Below are 14,879 nucleotides of genomic sequence, written 5' to 3'. Positions count from 1 at the left end.
GCCGTGTCATACGCCTATTTGGTAATGGGTGGATTCGCGCTTCAGTAAACGCTACTTGAGACCACTACATGCGCATTAATTATGAGAATCGGTATAATTGAGCTTTGGGTTACAGTTGAGTGACTGTTGCGAGGAGCCAATGTTAAATCGTTTGGCAAGGGCTTCGCTGACTACTTTTCGCGTTGAATATATGTAGATTGATGACGAGGTGTGGTGTTGAACTACACATTACCTAATCTTCAATTTATCGACTTTTGTCGATTTTATCACAATGTTTTCAACTCAACTAATCTGCCGTTCATTGCTTGTTTCTACTTCATTAGCTATGGGGGCGGGTTTATCTGCTCAAAGTCTTTTATTGACGGAGTTACTATCCAATCAGGAATCTGCTGGAGGTGAAGATTTTTGGGAACTGACGAATGTCGGCACTGCCGCAGTTGATTTATCTGCCTGGTCTTGGGACGATGATAGCCAAACCCCCGGGGTCGTTGAAATTCCTCAGGGCACTCTGATCGCTCCAGGGGAATCGGTCATCTTTACATCGGCGGATGCATCTGTTTTTCGCACTTGGTGGGGCTTGGATGCCAGTGTGCAGGTGATTGTGGATCCGGATGCACCCGGCTTGGGTGGGGGCGATGGGATCGCCTTGTTTGACGATGAGGATCAGTTGGTTTTCTTTTTTAACTACGATGTGGATGGCTTTACACTTGCAGACGGAAGTTCGGCTCTGGGGGATCATGCAGGGCTGTCAGCTGGTGGTTTATCAAAAACTCAATCGTTGGTGATCGATCCTAGGTATGGAATTCATTCGCCGCGTTATACCTATGCCGATGGGCTGACTTTGGGTACGCGTGCATCGACCATTGATGCGGGCGATCTGGCATCTCCAGGAATTGTCAGCGAACAAACTTTTGCAGATGTTCTGATTTTGACCGAGTTGCTATCCAATCAGGAATACGCTTCCGGGGAGGACTTTTGGGAGCTGACGAATGTAGGATTACTTCCGATCGATCTAGGTGCTTGGTCTTGGGATGATAATAGTGAAACTGCGGGGGTGGTTCCCATTCCAGCCGGGACATTTATTCAATCCGGAGAGTCGATCATCTTTACCGCGGCAGATGCTTCGGTGTTTCGTAATTGGTGGGGGATCGCTGAGAGTGTTCAAGTGCTTAGCGATGCTAGCGCACCGGGGCTCGGTAAGGATGATGGCATTGCCTTGTTTGATGATGCGGATAATCAAATCTTTTTCTTTAGCTATGAGGCCGGGGGCTTTACGCTATCTGATGGCAGTGGCTCCGCGGGTGAACATGCGGGCCCATCGGCCGGGGGCACACTGGATTCTCAATCTTTGGTGATCGATCCTGCATTTGGCAGCGAGTCGCCGCGATATACCTTTGCAACTACGGAATCTGCGCTCAATGCAAGTGATTTCGGTAGTCCCGGACGCAGTGGACTATTGGATGCCGGGAGTAGTGGCCCAGCTTTTGATCTAAGTGTGGTGGTGTCTCCTAGCACCTTTGCCGAGAGTGCGGCTAACCCCGCTGCTGTAGGAACCGTCACACGTAGTGGGGATACTACTACAGATTTATTAGTTGAGCTGACTTCCAGCGACGCGGGTGAAGCGAGTGTGCCTGTTTCGGTGACCATTCTTGCTGGGCATGCGTCGGCAGATTTCGATGTCACGGCAGTCGATGATAGTTTTCCAGACGGTTCGCAGTCCGTCACGGTGACTGCAATTGCCAGCGACGCGAATTCTGGCACTGCAGATCTGGTGGTCGAGGATGATGGAGATGTTTTATCGATCAATGTATTACTGACTGAGGTGTTGACCAGCGAGTCGGATGGTGCGCCTAGCGGTGCTGAGGATTATTGGGAACTGACAAACTTTGGGAACAGCACCGTGGACCTGAGTGGCTATAGTTGGCATGATAGTGGTCGTTCTGCGGTGTCGGCTGAAGCATGGGCCTTGCCGGAGGGCAGTCAAATTGCTGCAGGCGAGTCTGTGATTTTCACCGAATCTGATCCCGCCGTATTTCGTGCGTGGTGGGGCTTGGATGCCAGTGTGCAAGTTTTTCAGTCGGTTGGAGCGCCGGGCTTGGGGAAGGGCGATGGAGTTTCGTTCTTTGATGACGCCGGTAATGAAATTTTCTTCTTCAGTTATGCGGGCGGTGGCTTCGAACTAGAGGACGGTTCTGAAATGAGCCTAGCCAGTGAACATGCGGGTGTTGCGGGGGGCGGTGATGCGACCGTCGCATTGGTCTGGGTGCCATCTTCGGGCACTGAGAGTCCACGTTACACGGCAGCTACGGGAAGCAACTTTGGCACGTTCACTGCGGTTGCGCCCGCTTCCGAAATTGGCTCGCCGGGAAATCAAGGTGTGATTATTCCCTCGATCAGTATCGGAGATGCTTCGGTCGCCGAGGGGGATGCGGGAACGGTGGTTCTTTCTATGCCAGTGGTGCGTAATGTTTCAGATACCGCATTCACTGTGGACTATGCCGTGACAGGAGGCAGTGCAAGTGCTGGGGTGGACTATATAACTTTAGACGCGGGAACACTGAGCTTTACGGCTGGGGGCACTTTCGAGCAGTCGATCGATGTGCCTGTGAATGGAGATGCAATTACAGAGCCGGATGAGACGATTGTGATCACTCTGTCTAATCTGGTGGATAGTGTTGGAAGCACCATTATTAAGAACGCCAGTGGTACCGGCACCATCATTAATGATGACGCGGTGGCACCGAGCATCGCGGCTCAGCCTGGCAGCACGACCATTGCAAGTGGTGGTGTCACGACATTGAGAGTTCGTGCCGAAGGTTTACCACAGCCCACTGTTCAATGGTATATCGGAGAGTCGGGAGATATTAGTCAGCCCGTGATTGGTGCGACTAGTGCTACATTCATCACTTCGGTGCTTGCTGAAGATACTCACTATTGGGCGCGCGTGACGAATAGTGCGGGTAGTGTGGATTCAGATACAGTGACCGTATCGGTAGTGGCTGGAGTGAGCTCTGTTGATTTATCTACCTATGTGCGTGTCGGCCGTTATGATCTGCCTGAACCTACGCGCACTGCCTTGCCCGAGGGGACGCCCGCGCATAATCTTTTGACGCAAGAGGCCTCTGGTGTCGCTTACAACTGGGATACGGATACACTCTTCATTGTTTGCGATGGTGGTCGTTCTATTACGCAAGTCTCTAAGACCGGGGAGTTGATCGATACTATGACTATGGCCTTAGGCGCGAGTGCTCAGGGCACCGACTTTTATGATCCAGAGGGGATCACATATATTGGCGATGGAGAGTTTGTATTCGCAGAGGAGCGCGACCGTCAATTGGTCCGGTTCACATACGCTGCAGGCACTACTTTGTCGCGGGCGGATACGAAGACGGTAAAAATTGGCACCTTTGTTGATAACACGGGGACTGAAGGACTGTCGTATGATCCACTGACTGAAGGCTTCATTTGTCTGAAGGAGATTTCACCCATGGGCATTTTTCACACGACTGTTGATTTCGATGCCGGCACTGCGTCGAATGGTTCGGCTACGACCGAGAATTCAGTTAATCTGTTTGATCCTTCATTGGCTGGCATGTCCGATTTCGCGGATGTGTTTGCCTTGTCAAACTTGCCTGCGATGAGCGGCCAAGCTCAGGAAGGGAACTTGCTGTTGTTAGGGCAAGAAGATGCACGCATCGTCAATATCGACCGTGCGGGAAATATCTTGAGCACACTGAATATTACCTCCGACTTAGGGAATCCTTTATCCGTTGCGAACCAACAGCACGAGGGCTTGACGATGGATGCAGCCGGGAATCTCTATGTTGTCAGTGAGAACGGTGGCGGTGATAGTGATCATCCGCAACTCTGGGTGTATGCGCCGGCGACTCAGGAGAATCAGGCTCCGACAGATGTGGTTCTTGAGAATACGGTTTATTCAATTTTGGAGAATAGCAGCACCACTTTTGCGCTGAAACTGGCAGACGTCGTCATCGTGGATGACGGCTTGGGCAGCAATGAGTTCATGATCACCGGCGCGGATACCGCCTATTTTGAGATCGACGGTTTTGAGTTATTCTTAAAGGCCGGCACAGTTTTGGATTTTGAGTCAAAGGAGTCTTATACGGTGACGATCGAGGTGGTTGATAGCTCGCTCGGTGGCCATCCTGATGTGTCCACTTCGTATACTCTGGAAGTGGGGGATCAAGTGGTGGAGCTTGCGCCAGCTCCTGCATTGATCATCTCCGAGATCGCACCATGGTCGAGCGGTGATAGCCCGATCGGGGTAGACTGGTTTGAGCTCACAAACACCAGTGGGGCGGCGGTTGATATCACTGGTTGGAAAATGGATGATGGTTCGGGTAGTTTCGCTAATGCAGTCGCTTTGAGTGGCATTAGTTCGATTGCTGCGGGCGAATCGGTGATATTCCTAGAAACAGACGACTTACCGACAACTGAAGCTCTTTTCCTCATTACGTGGTTTGGAGACAGTGCTCCTGCTGAGTTGCAGCTTGGCAGTTATGATGGTTCCGGCATCGGGCTGAGTTCTAATGGCGATGGGGTACATCTTTATGATGCAACGGGAGCCTTGCAAGCGAGTGTGACTTTTGGGGCTTCACCTGCTACGGCACCATTCTCCACTTTTGATAATTCGCAAGGGATCGATGCCGGAGATGTCGAGCTATTGAGTGTGGCTGGATATCAGGGGGCCTTTATTGCTGTCAATGATGTGAATGAAATTGGTTCTCCTGGAGTGGCTGCTACGGGGCAGCTGGTGATTTCGGAAGTGGCTCCGTGGAGTAGCGGTAACAGTCCGCTGGGTGCTGATTGGTTTGAAGTGACTAATATTGGAGCACGCACCGTCGATATTACTGACTGGAAGATGGATGATGGATCCGAGTCGCCTGTGGCGGCGGTGCCGCTGATGGGAATTACCAGTATCGCGCCCGGCGAGTCGGTGATCTTTATAGAACTGGTGACTCATCTCACGAATGCGAAAACCGCATTCGCGAATCTCTGGTTTGATGGCGAGCTGCCTGCGGGGCTCCAGATCGGTGGCTACTCGGGCTCGGGTGTTGGCTTGAGCACGGGCGGAGATGCGGTTAATTTGTATGATACGAATAACGTCCGCCGCGCCAATGTTGCTTTTGGAGCTTCCGCGTCGGGCCCGTATGCGACATTTGACAATGCGGATGGGCTCAACGTTGCAATCATCTCACAGCTCAGTTCTCTGGGGGAGAATGGTGCCTTTCAGGCCGCGAATCATACGGATGAGATCGGCTCGCCGGGCACGATTGCACGTATTGTCAGCGGGGCTTATCATGCATGGGTCGAGCAATATCCAGAATTAGACCTGGAAGACACGGGAGCATCGGTAAATGGAAATGTGCTACCTAATTTACTCTTGTTTGCCTTCGGCTTGGATCCGGATGTGAATCACACTGGTGTCACGCTCGAGCTGGGCGAGGGCGGACTTGTGCAGCGTGGCTCTGAGGTGGTGTCATTGCAAGAAGTGGGAGAGACACTTAAGTTTACGATCTGCTTCTTGCGTCGTAGCGATGCCGCACGGCTTGGGATCCGCTACATCGCCGAATTTAGTTCCGACTTGATCGAATGGACGGCTGCATCGAGCGCGCCCGCGGTCTTGGCTACAGATGGAGAGGTTGAGGTGGTTGAGGTGTCATCACCTCTAGTCGATACGGATGTGCAGTTTGCCCGAATCAGAATCGTGCAAAATTAAAGTTGCCCACGCTGCTTAGCAGCGAGACGCCCCTTTGGAGCAACTAACAGACTGTGTATGTTTACAATCGGAGTTAAGCTGGAGACTGGATTCGTTGGACTGTGACAGACATTGCGAGCAGTTCCGCCGGATTGCCGAATTGTGTGTAGATGGCCACATCTGCTGCATCGCGTCCATAGGCGATTGCGATGCGTCCTCCAGTTAAATTGTCCTGCGTCGGATCGAAGGTGTACCATCGGCCACCGACATAGGCTTCGAACCATGCGTGTAGGTCCATCGGGTGTAGGTTTTCTAAATATCCAACGACCATGCGTGCAGGTATTGAAAGTGCGCGGCAGCAGGCGATGCCTAAATGAGCGAGGTCGCGACAAACGGCATCGGAGCGTTGATTGACTTCACATGCACTCACTATGTCCATACCAGCTCCAGGTGTGTAGCGTATACTGCGACGTATATAGTCTACGATGGCTGTGCACTGATCATAGCCAGGATTGTGATCGGTGACAATGGATGCTGCCATGTGGCTAAAACGGTCCGATTCGCAGAATCGACTGGGAAGTAGGAAAGGCAGTGTCTCTTCTGGTAATTGCTGTATTTCCACAAAGTGCGCTCCCGGCGCAGAGTCGGATGCTTCGGCGCACTCAACATTCACAGAGGTTCGAATCGAAAATTTGCCAGGCGGGGCCATCAGACGTTGGCAGAGGTTGCCAAACGGATCGGTAAACTCGACTGCCGGAATGCCGGGGCTTAATACATATTCTTCGCGTCCGACCCATTGCTGCCATCCACTGCGCGGTCGTAGCATGAATAGGAATGGACTCGCCACTGTGATATTGAAATCGAGAGAGCAGCTTGCGTGGATCCACATATTCTAATGATTGTTTAAGAAATGTCTATTATGGGCTGTTCGGTTGATATAGCAATGTGCGACGGCATATTTTATGAATCATTAAAGCTTTATTTCCGAATCGCTATCGATTCGGTTAACGCTGTGGCTTGTCTTGCGGGGGGCATGTGTCACTCGACGATATAAAAGAGTACAAACATGGCACCAATTGCATAAGTCATCCAGTGCAGTTGTCTGGCTTTGCCACTGGTGACTCGTAGAAAGATGTAGAGTAAGAAGCCAATGGCGATGCCGTGCGTTACGCTGAAGAAGAGTGGAATTGTGATTGCAGTTAAGATGGCTGTTACGCGTTCGGTGTATTCTTCATAAGGAACATGTCGTAGGCCTTCGCCCATTAATAGACCGACAAAAATCAAAGCTGGCGCAGTTGCAATTGCAGGTATAGCTGCGATCATTGGATAGCAAAAAATTGCGATTAGAAAGCAAAGACCCACCACAACACTGGTGAACCCAGTGCGTCCTCCAGCTTCGATTCCGGCTGCCGATTCTACGTAAGAGGTAGTGGTCGAAGTGCCTAATAGGGCTCCGCATATGGAGGCCATGGCATCTGCGCTTAGGGCACGATTGGCTCGAGGTAATTGCTCGTTTTCATCCAATAGCTTTGCGCGGCGCGAGAGACCGATGATTGTACCGACTGAATCAAATAAATCTAGGATCAGCAATACGAAGAGCACTTGCAATGATGCAAAATTTTTGAACGGGTACAACCAATCGAGTTGTAAGAATGTTTCACCCAGTCCGGAGGGCAGTGCGAAGAAATTCTCTGGGATCGTAGTGATCATTGTCGGGGTCTGCGCAGTGCTTTCCGGGGTCAGTATGAATAAACCACTGATCGCAAGTGCAAGCATACTGATAATGATGGCTCCAGGGATGCGCCAAACCGTCAGAATGCAAATGGCAAATAAGCCGCCTAATCCCAGCAATACAACAGGATTACTGAAGTCTCCATGTGTTATGATGGTCGCGGGACTGGCCTGCACTAAACCTGCGGCTTTGAGGCCTAGCAATGCGATGAAGAAACCGATGCCCGCTTGAATGCCGACCTGTAAGCCTTTGGGCACCGCGTCGATAATTTGCTTACGGATCCCGGACGCGGATAGTAGCAGAAAGATGATGCCGTTCCAGAAGGTGAGGCTTAAGGCCCCCTGCCATGGAATCCCCATTCCCAATACAATAATGAATGCGAAATAGGCATTGGTCCCCATTCCCGGGGCGAGGGCAATTGGATAATTAGCTAGGAAAGCCATTAAAAAACATCCGATAGCTGCGGCAATTGCCGTTGCTATCATTACTGCTTGAGGATCCATACCTGCGTTACCCAATAACATCGGGTTGACGACCAAGATGTATGCCATCGCAGTGAAGGTGGTGAGACCAGCAATGAGCTCCGTTCTGAGGTTGGTCTTGTGTGCTTCGAATTGAAAAAATTTTAGCATGTTTTTCTGCTTGGTGTTTGCTGCATTGTGATGGGAAGATTAGAAATGATATTTGAGTAGTAAGCTGTAAGTATTCTGATCGGTGCGGAAGGCATTACTGTCTTTGATCCCGTATTTATTTGTCCAATAGTCATATTCGACCCCAACGTATAAACGATGAGATTCATCCCAGAGTAATTTGCCGAGATTGTACTTTATCTGTGGATTAATGTGTAGGTTGGTATGGTAGTTGGAATTTTCTGAGGCGAAAACATAATCAATATAGCCATCAATCAGGATTTCTGATTTTCCGACGGGAAATGTGTAGCCGAAGCAGGGGGTCAATTGCCAACCACGCGAGCCATTGTTTTGCGGATCGCGATAGTAGAGGTTTAAGTGAAAGTAATCGAAGCCAGGAAAGCTGAGGTCGATTCCGATGCCATATAGCAAACTTTCCACGTCACCCTCGCCGAATTCGTAGGTGCTTGCCAATAACAGGTCGTCGATAGGCCCTAGGCTCCAGTCGTAGTCGGTAACTTTTCCTAGACTTAAGCGTGGCGAGAATTCTCCGTAGAAAGCAGATTCTTCTTCGTCTGTATCCAAATAATCGAGGTAATCGATGAATAGGAAACTGTCGCCGATTCTCCATTCGCTGACATGTTCAAAGCTCACTGTTTGTTGCCTGTCAGGGTCGACGCGGTAGTTGTCACCATTTAAGTAGCTTAAGCTGAAGTCCTGCCAGAGAATCCATTTCGAAGTCCATTGATTCGAGTCTCCCTGCGTGGGAAGCGCTTCCGCCTGCAATGTGTGCGAAATAGAGAGCAAATTGATGAGAGTGGCTATTTGAATGAGTCTCTGTAGGGTTTTCATGGGCAGGCAAAGCATCGAATCCCGCTTGTGAATCAAATGCTATTTACGAACGCCCTTGAAGTAGTTGAAATGTGTGTGTGATCTATTAGTAGCACGAATCGTGCGACAAGCGGCGCTTTTCGTTACTTGTTTCGTATTTTTTGACTCGCTCGTGGCCTTGAGCGGCAAATGATGCCGCCTTATGGCAGCTACTGACTATCATTTTCGTCTCAGAGACAGTATTATCGGCTTACAGTTTTTATTTGTGGCCTTTGGTGCCTTAGTTCTCGTGCCGATTCTGACTGGATTGGATTCCAATGTGGCGCTCTTTACCGCCGGTATCGGTACATTGGTTTTTCAGTGTATCAATCGTCAGAATGTGCCACCAATTTTTCTGGCATCTTCTTTTGCGTTCATAGCCCCAATTATTCATGGCGTGCAAACGTGGGGCTTGCCGGCAACATTATCGGGCCTCGTTGCTGCGGGTGTGTTTTATATTTTACTCAGTTTTGTGGTGCGTTTACGTCGTGCAGACTGGTTGCATTACATTCTACCACCTGTGGTTGTCGGACCTGTTATTATTACGATTGGTCTCATTCTGGCACCGGTTGCCGTGAATATGGCACTGGGGAAGACGGGGGACGGTTCCATTACCTTGGTGCCTCTGCCGCAAGCTATGGCGATTTCAATGTGTTCTTTACTGGTCACTATCTGGGTGATCCTTAAAGGGCGCGGCATGTTTAAATTATTACCGGTACTATGTGGCATTTTTGCCGGCTACACGCTTTCCTCGATTTTAGATGTAGTGGACTTTTCGGCTTGTCTGCAGGCGCCATGGCTTGCCGTGCCCGCATTCACTGCGCCGCAGTTTAATCTGGAAGCCATTCTTTATATGCTCCCCATTGCGATTGCACCTGCAGTTGAGCATCTCGGCGACATGCTTGCGATTAGCAGCGCGACCAAAGAGAATTATCTTAAAAAACCGGGTCTTAAGAATACACTGCTGGGGGACGGTGTCGCCACCAGCTTGGCAGCGGCACTGGGTGGGCCGCCCAATACCACTTATTCTGAAGTTACAGGTGCTGTTAAAATTACCCAGTCATTTAATCCCGCGATCATGACTTGGGCCGCCATTTTTGCTATCATATTGGCATTTGTGGGGAAGCTCGGTGGTTTACTCGCGACGATCCCGGTCCCGGTGATTGGAGGTGTGCTCATTTTGCTCTTTGGCATTATCGCCAGTATTGGTATACAGACCATCGCGGATCATCAGGTCGATTATAACAATCCCAGGAATCTTATCATTAGTTCGGTTATATTGGTCTGTGCCATCGGGGGGATGACACTGGATTTTGGCTTTGTCTCACTTGGGGGCATTGGACTCGGCGCTGTCGTGGGCATTGCTTTGAACTTGCTGCTTCCGCGGACGTAAGTGGCGCTGGTTGAATATAGTGAGTGGCTGGAGCGCCTGAGATCTGATTGCGCTGTGCGTCAACTGTTTAGTTGCTGTAGTCAGCTTCATATACATCGGAAATTCCAGCCGAACGAGAGGTGCTGTGGGGATTTTTTTGCAACTTTTAGGAGCAGCCTGCGATTTCAAGCTGAAACCAAATATGTGAAAATGAAAATACATCCACTCTCTAAATATGCGTCTCTAGTTGGTTTATCTGTTCTCACTGCGGCATCGCCAGTGTCTTTGAGTGCGGCTAAACATCATGCGCCTCAGCCCCACGCTGCGGCGAAAGGTCCTGGCTCATCGCATGGTCCTGTGATCGGTGCCTTTGTAGGCATACAGCCGCCTTCGGGCTCCATATCGATTCAAGTCGGTAATTTTAGTTTTCGATATAATAACGGTGTTTATTATAAGCATACTAAGCATGGTTATGTGGTGACCAAGGCACCACGGGGTGCTGTGATTCATAGTCTGCCACCAGGGCATACCCGTGTCGTGAATAAAGGGTATGTTTATTATTGCTACAATAATGTTTATTACAGACAGGCACCCAATGGCTACATTGTGGTTGAGCCTCCCGTTACGATTGTACAACAATCGCCAGTTGTGGCCACGGCCACTGCACCTGTAACGCCAGAGTGTTCTGTATGGCTGGGCGAACAGGAATTGCTGCTGCGCGGGGGGCAATTTTTCCGTAATACGCCAGAGGGTTTGGTTTGGGTTGAAATGCCACTCGGCGCCTTAACTAAAACTCTGCCTGAAGATGCCAGTGTGATTTGGCACCAAGATATTGAATACTTCGATGTGGATGGGGTCCTATTTCGTAAGACTCCAGATGGTTATAAAGTAGTACCAGTGCCTTGGTCTTGAGTAGGCCTGAGCTGTGTCAGTACGATTTATTTTACTGAGTATCTAGATTGAGCACAACTGCGCCCATCATTGACTGATGGGCGCAGGTCTTGAACTTTTATATTATTATAAAGAGTGATACATTTGATTGTTTGTGTCTAGATACGTTCTTCCTCGATGTCGTAGACATCAAACCAGTAGTAAACAATTTTACCTGCAGGCACCACTTCATCAATATAGTCTTCCAGGAACACTTGTAGCTTGGCGGGCATTTCGCTGATTCTCTTGTAACGTAAGCTATTGTTCCAAAGAATGATTTCCTCTTGCGAGTGCGATTTTCCGTTTTCTTTGATCCAATTGGCAACTGAGGCGTCGTCAGCATCTGTCGCCACAAAGGCTTTGAATGCCTCCGGATCGATACCCGAAAATTCAAAGAATATTTGATCGAGTGGGCAATTGTAGTGGTATTCACCTTCAGTTCCAGCGATCACTGCACGGCATTTGTCCAGTGTGCGAGCCGCAGTGACAAAGCCTCCCAGCTTCGCGCGTGGACTACGTGGATACGTCTGAGATAGGTCGAGAGAATGAGTGAGTGTTGTTGTCATAGCCTGTAAGTTACACGAGCTGCAGAATTATTCCAGTGGACGGACGTTTTTTAATCACTAGCCACTTGCTTGGCATTTAGTCCAAGGCTTTCAGGAGTGCCTCGGGTGAGAGACGCTCGCGGTAGTTTGGATCAAAGTGACGAAAGCGAATTCGACCTGCTGCATCGGTGATGAAAACTGCAGGGACCGGTCGCAGTTCTGTGCGATTGCTTTTTTGATTTTCCCATTCAAATGCAAGACCAAATGCTTTGGTGGCCGCCATTGTAGAGTCAGAATAAACACTGTAGTTGAGGTCTGACTTATCGATATAGTTGCGAGTCGCCTCCGGTTGATCTGGTGATATGGCGATGATTTGGTAACCTTTTTTTAGGATGGCTTGTTCATGTTGTCCGATTGAGGCGAGGTGCTTCGTGCAATAAGGGCACCAACTACCACGGTAGAATATGAGGATGCTTTTTTGAGCGCCAGCGATTTCACGTATGGAAACGGTGGTACCTTGGGCATTGGTGATTTGCGCTTCGGGTAACGCGCTGCCGACCTCGATCGGGTTCACGTCGCGTGGATCACTGGGAGCCGCGTTGGCCAGTAGAGGTGCGAAGGCAGTTAATAGTAAATAGACGTAGGCGCATATAGATTGTTTTAACATCTGGATGCGAGGCCTAATCGTTCAATCTATTCCCCGTAAAACAACATTTCTTGGGGGGAGGTCGATCGGCTTAGTTGGGCTGGACTCGTTGTGGATAGTGTAAAATAAAATGTGGACCCGCTTTTGAGTTCACTCTCGGCCCAGATGTTGCCTCCGTGCTGCTCGATGAATTCCTTGCAAAGCAATAAGCCTAGTCCGGTTCCGTATTCCTTATTGGTGCCTGGCGTTGATTCTGCCTCATCGATTCGGAATAGTTTGTCCAATCTATTGGCTTGTATTCCCACTCCGTTGTCGTGGACAGATGTGATTACAGATTCGCCTTCCTGAATGGCAGATAAGGTGATTTTACCTCCATGTTCAGTAAACTTAAGTGCATTGGAAATTAGATTTCTCAGTACTGTGCTGATCATTTGCTTATCCGCATAAACCATTAATCCTGAGGGGACATCATTGTGAATACTGATTGATTTTTGTCCTGCTATGGCATCAAAAAGCTGCTTGTTAGTTTCAATTTCAGCTTTGAGCTCAAGCTGTTGGGGCTCAAACTGTGCACGCCCTGTGTGGGCACCTGCCCACTCGAGTAGATTGGTCAACAAGTTTATAGACTGCTTGGATAATTTTTCAATGATTGATGCATATTCATGTATGTCATCGTAGTTTCCTTCATTTATCTGTGTCGTCAGTAGCTCGCTGAATCCTAGGATGCCACTGAATGGACTCCTTAGATCATGGGCAATGATGGAGAAGAATTTGTCCTTTTGAGCATTGAGTTCGCGCAGTTGTATTTCGCGCTCACGGAGTGCATTTTCCGCTTGTTTGCGCAACGTAATATCTTTGGCGACTCCAAACCATTCATGATCGTTGTTCTTGTAAGAGATCGGCGTGGATTCTATGCGAAACCAGCGTAGCTCATTTCCGCTCATCATACGCCCCTCCCAAGTGAATTTTTTTCGATGACGTATCGCTTCCTCGTTGAGCAAATGAAATTGCTCAATGTCATCTTCGTGTATTCTCTTATTTACATAGGAAAGCCCTTTCATCGCTTCCTCGCGACTGATCTTGTGGATCTCACACCAACGATCACTAACATATTTAAATTCCATTTGGCCCTGACTTCCTTGACCAAGTACATAAATCCCTACTGGGACTTTAGCGATTAAGGTCTCATAACGTTTCGCTATTTCCATTTTTGCCTGTTCGGATTTTTTGCGAGACGTGATATCCCGAGAATTTCCGACAAAGCCAATGATGGTTCCCTGTTGATTACGCTGTAATTGTATTCGCATCTCGACCCATATCAAACGTCCCTCTGCATGATACTGTTCCAGTTCCAGCTGTAGCGGAGGTGTTTGTGTCTGGGCATTCGTTTTATGCTTTATGAGGCTGTTCAGGAACAGTTTTTGCGAATGTGGAGGCATGCTGGCCTCAATGGTTTCGTTTAGAGCTTCTCGAGGATTGATTCCTCGTTGTTGTTGGATTGATGGGCTGATGTAGCTGAGCTTATAGTTGTTGTCTAATGCCCAAACGACTTCGACACTGTTGTGTGTGAGTAAATGATATTTGCGTTGGCTTTCATTCAGGACCTGTTGGGTGGATGCGAGCTCATGCTTGGCTGCTTCATGGGAAACCTGTAAAGCCTTGTGTGCTTGCTTCAGCCTGTCGAGCTGCTGGATGAGCGCTTCTTTACTTTGGTGTTGATAGTTCAATTGGCTGTAGGGCAGTGCTTCGGTGGATGCTTGATGCTGTTGTCGATTGTATCGCTGCGACTCAATTAACAATAGAGCTTCTCTGTCCCCATTTGTGGCGGTTTTAAAGATCGAGAGTTTTTTATTCTTAACTTGTACGGTAGTCCTCTGTTGTCAATGCTTGCCAATTGCCCCATCGGGCATCGATGGGGCCGATGCGGAAGTTTTATCTAGGCTTCAATTAGAGGGCTACCGCCTCTTCGTTTGGAGACCTGCGAGCGCATGGTGAATTATGCCAATTCGCAAACTAGTTTCCGGGACGCCGGAGGCTACTTATTGTGTTAAGTTGTGTGTCTGGCTAATGGCAGATCAGGCGGTCAGTCATTTGGTGATGAGATTGGAGAATGTCTCGAATGACGCAAATTTATGCTATAGGGGCGGATTGGCCTTTTTTATTTTTCTAAGTATGCTTGACTGCGTCGCATGAAGATTCAGCGACAAGACACAAAGCAACGTATGAGCCGTATCGTTATTCGCAATGATGCAGTTTATTTGTGTGGTCAGGTTTGCGAAAATGCGATCAAAGACATTTCTGAACAAATGCAGACTATGCTTGAGAAATTGGATCGTTTGCTTCTCCGGGCAGGATCGAATCTATTTTGCATCATCCATGCCTTGGTCATTCTAGCATAGTTTGTGCTAGTGCGTTTAATTCGATGCATATTTTCAG

The 14,879-nt window shown here is 49.0% G+C and carries 10 protein-coding genes; 4 read left to right on the top strand and 6 right to left on the bottom strand.

Annotated features, from left to right (window positions below; translation table 11 throughout):
- Positions 1 to 271 precede the first annotated feature (271 nt).
- The gene (locus QEH59_RS15470; RefSeq protein ID WP_308986287.1) at positions 272 to 5,740 is read left to right on the top strand and encodes a lamin tail domain-containing protein; all 5,469 of its coding nucleotides are present in this window, start codon (positions 272 to 274) and stop codon (positions 5,738 to 5,740) included.
- A gap of 73 nt (positions 5,741 to 5,813) precedes the next feature.
- Here the strand turns inward: QEH59_RS15470 and QEH59_RS15465 are convergent, their stop codons facing one another.
- The 3 genes from QEH59_RS15465 to QEH59_RS15455 all read right to left on the bottom strand — a co-directional run bounded on the left by QEH59_RS15465 (position 5,814) and on the right by QEH59_RS15455 (position 8,932).
- Positions 5,814 to 6,608: a transglutaminase domain-containing protein gene (locus tag QEH59_RS15465; RefSeq protein ID WP_345785354.1), complete on the bottom strand. Its 795-nt coding sequence runs from the start codon at positions 6,606 to 6,608 to the stop codon at positions 5,814 to 5,816.
- Positions 6,609 to 6,757: 149 nt separating this feature from the next.
- Positions 6,758 to 8,083, bottom strand: a complete 1,326-nt coding sequence (locus QEH59_RS15460) for an NCS2 family permease (protein WP_308986285.1) — start codon at positions 8,081 to 8,083, stop codon at positions 6,758 to 6,760.
- 39 nt (positions 8,084 to 8,122) lie between these two features.
- Positions 8,123 to 8,932: an outer membrane protein OmpK gene (locus tag QEH59_RS15455; protein WP_308986284.1), complete on the bottom strand. Its 810-nt coding sequence runs from the start codon at positions 8,930 to 8,932 to the stop codon at positions 8,123 to 8,125.
- A 181-nt stretch (positions 8,933 to 9,113) separates the two neighbouring features.
- On the opposite strand from QEH59_RS15455, the gene QEH59_RS15450 reads away from it, so the two are divergent.
- On the top strand, positions 9,114 to 10,343 hold the full coding sequence (locus tag QEH59_RS15450; RefSeq protein WP_308986283.1) for a uracil-xanthine permease family protein: 1,230 nt from the start codon (positions 9,114 to 9,116) through the stop codon (positions 10,341 to 10,343).
- A 189-nt stretch (positions 10,344 to 10,532) separates the two neighbouring features.
- The gene (locus tag QEH59_RS15445; RefSeq protein WP_308986282.1) at positions 10,533 to 11,234 is read left to right on the top strand and encodes a DUF6515 family protein; all 702 of its coding nucleotides are present in this window, start codon (positions 10,533 to 10,535) and stop codon (positions 11,232 to 11,234) included.
- Between the two features lie 137 nt (positions 11,235 to 11,371).
- On the opposite strand, the gene QEH59_RS15440 is transcribed toward QEH59_RS15445, so the two are convergent.
- From QEH59_RS15440 to QEH59_RS15430, 3 genes are all read right to left on the bottom strand, one after another.
- Positions 11,372 to 11,818 carry a DUF5069 domain-containing protein gene (locus tag QEH59_RS15440; protein WP_308986281.1) on the bottom strand — a complete coding sequence of 149 codons (447 nt, stop codon included), beginning with the start codon at positions 11,816 to 11,818 and terminating at the stop codon, positions 11,372 to 11,374.
- A 76-nt stretch (positions 11,819 to 11,894) separates the two neighbouring features.
- Positions 11,895 to 12,464, bottom strand: coding sequence for a peroxiredoxin-like family protein (locus tag QEH59_RS15435; RefSeq protein ID WP_308986280.1), 570 nt, complete (start codon positions 12,462 to 12,464; stop codon positions 11,895 to 11,897).
- A gap of 26 nt (positions 12,465 to 12,490) precedes the next feature.
- Complete coding sequence (locus QEH59_RS15430) at positions 12,491 to 14,242, bottom strand: sensor histidine kinase (RefSeq protein WP_308986279.1); 1,752 nt, start codon at positions 14,240 to 14,242, stop codon at positions 12,491 to 12,493.
- A gap of 390 nt (positions 14,243 to 14,632) precedes the next feature.
- Here QEH59_RS15430 and QEH59_RS15425 point away from each other — a divergent pair, with 390 nt between their 5' ends.
- Positions 14,633 to 14,842 (top strand): RidA family protein, encoded by a 210-nt coding sequence (locus QEH59_RS15425; protein WP_308986278.1) that lies wholly within the window; start codon positions 14,633 to 14,635, stop codon positions 14,840 to 14,842.
- The last annotated feature ends 37 nt before the right edge of the window (positions 14,843 to 14,879 follow it).

The organism is Thalassobacterium sedimentorum, from assembly GCF_031127905.1.
Classification (GTDB): Bacteria; Verrucomicrobiota; Verrucomicrobiia; order Opitutales; family Coraliomargaritaceae; genus Thalassobacterium; species Thalassobacterium sedimentorum.
The sequence above is the reverse complement of the archived record's forward strand: the minus strand, read 5'-3'. Positions and strand labels throughout refer to the sequence as shown.

Coding starts and splice junctions, on each gene's coding strand:
- QEH59_RS15470 (WP_308986287.1), top strand. CDS start 272: ATGTTTTCAACTCAACTAATCTGCCGTTCATTGCTTGTTTCTACTTCA.
- QEH59_RS15465 (WP_345785354.1), bottom strand. CDS start 6,608: ATGTGGATCCACGCAAGCTGCTCTCTCGATTTCAATATCACAGTGGCG.
- QEH59_RS15460 (WP_308986285.1), bottom strand. CDS start 8,083: ATGCTAAAATTTTTTCAATTCGAAGCACACAAGACCAACCTCAGAACG.
- QEH59_RS15455 (WP_308986284.1), bottom strand. CDS start 8,932: ATGAAAACCCTACAGAGACTCATTCAAATAGCCACTCTCATCAATTTG.
- QEH59_RS15450 (WP_308986283.1), top strand. CDS start 9,114: ATGGCAGCTACTGACTATCATTTTCGTCTCAGAGACAGTATTATCGGC.
- QEH59_RS15445 (WP_308986282.1), top strand. CDS start 10,533: ATGAAAATACATCCACTCTCTAAATATGCGTCTCTAGTTGGTTTATCT.
- QEH59_RS15440 (WP_308986281.1), bottom strand. CDS start 11,818: ATGACAACAACACTCACTCATTCTCTCGACCTATCTCAGACGTATCCA.
- QEH59_RS15435 (WP_308986280.1), bottom strand. CDS start 12,464: ATGTTAAAACAATCTATATGCGCCTACGTCTATTTACTATTAACTGCC.
- QEH59_RS15425 (WP_308986278.1), top strand. CDS start 14,633: ATGAAGATTCAGCGACAAGACACAAAGCAACGTATGAGCCGTATCGTT.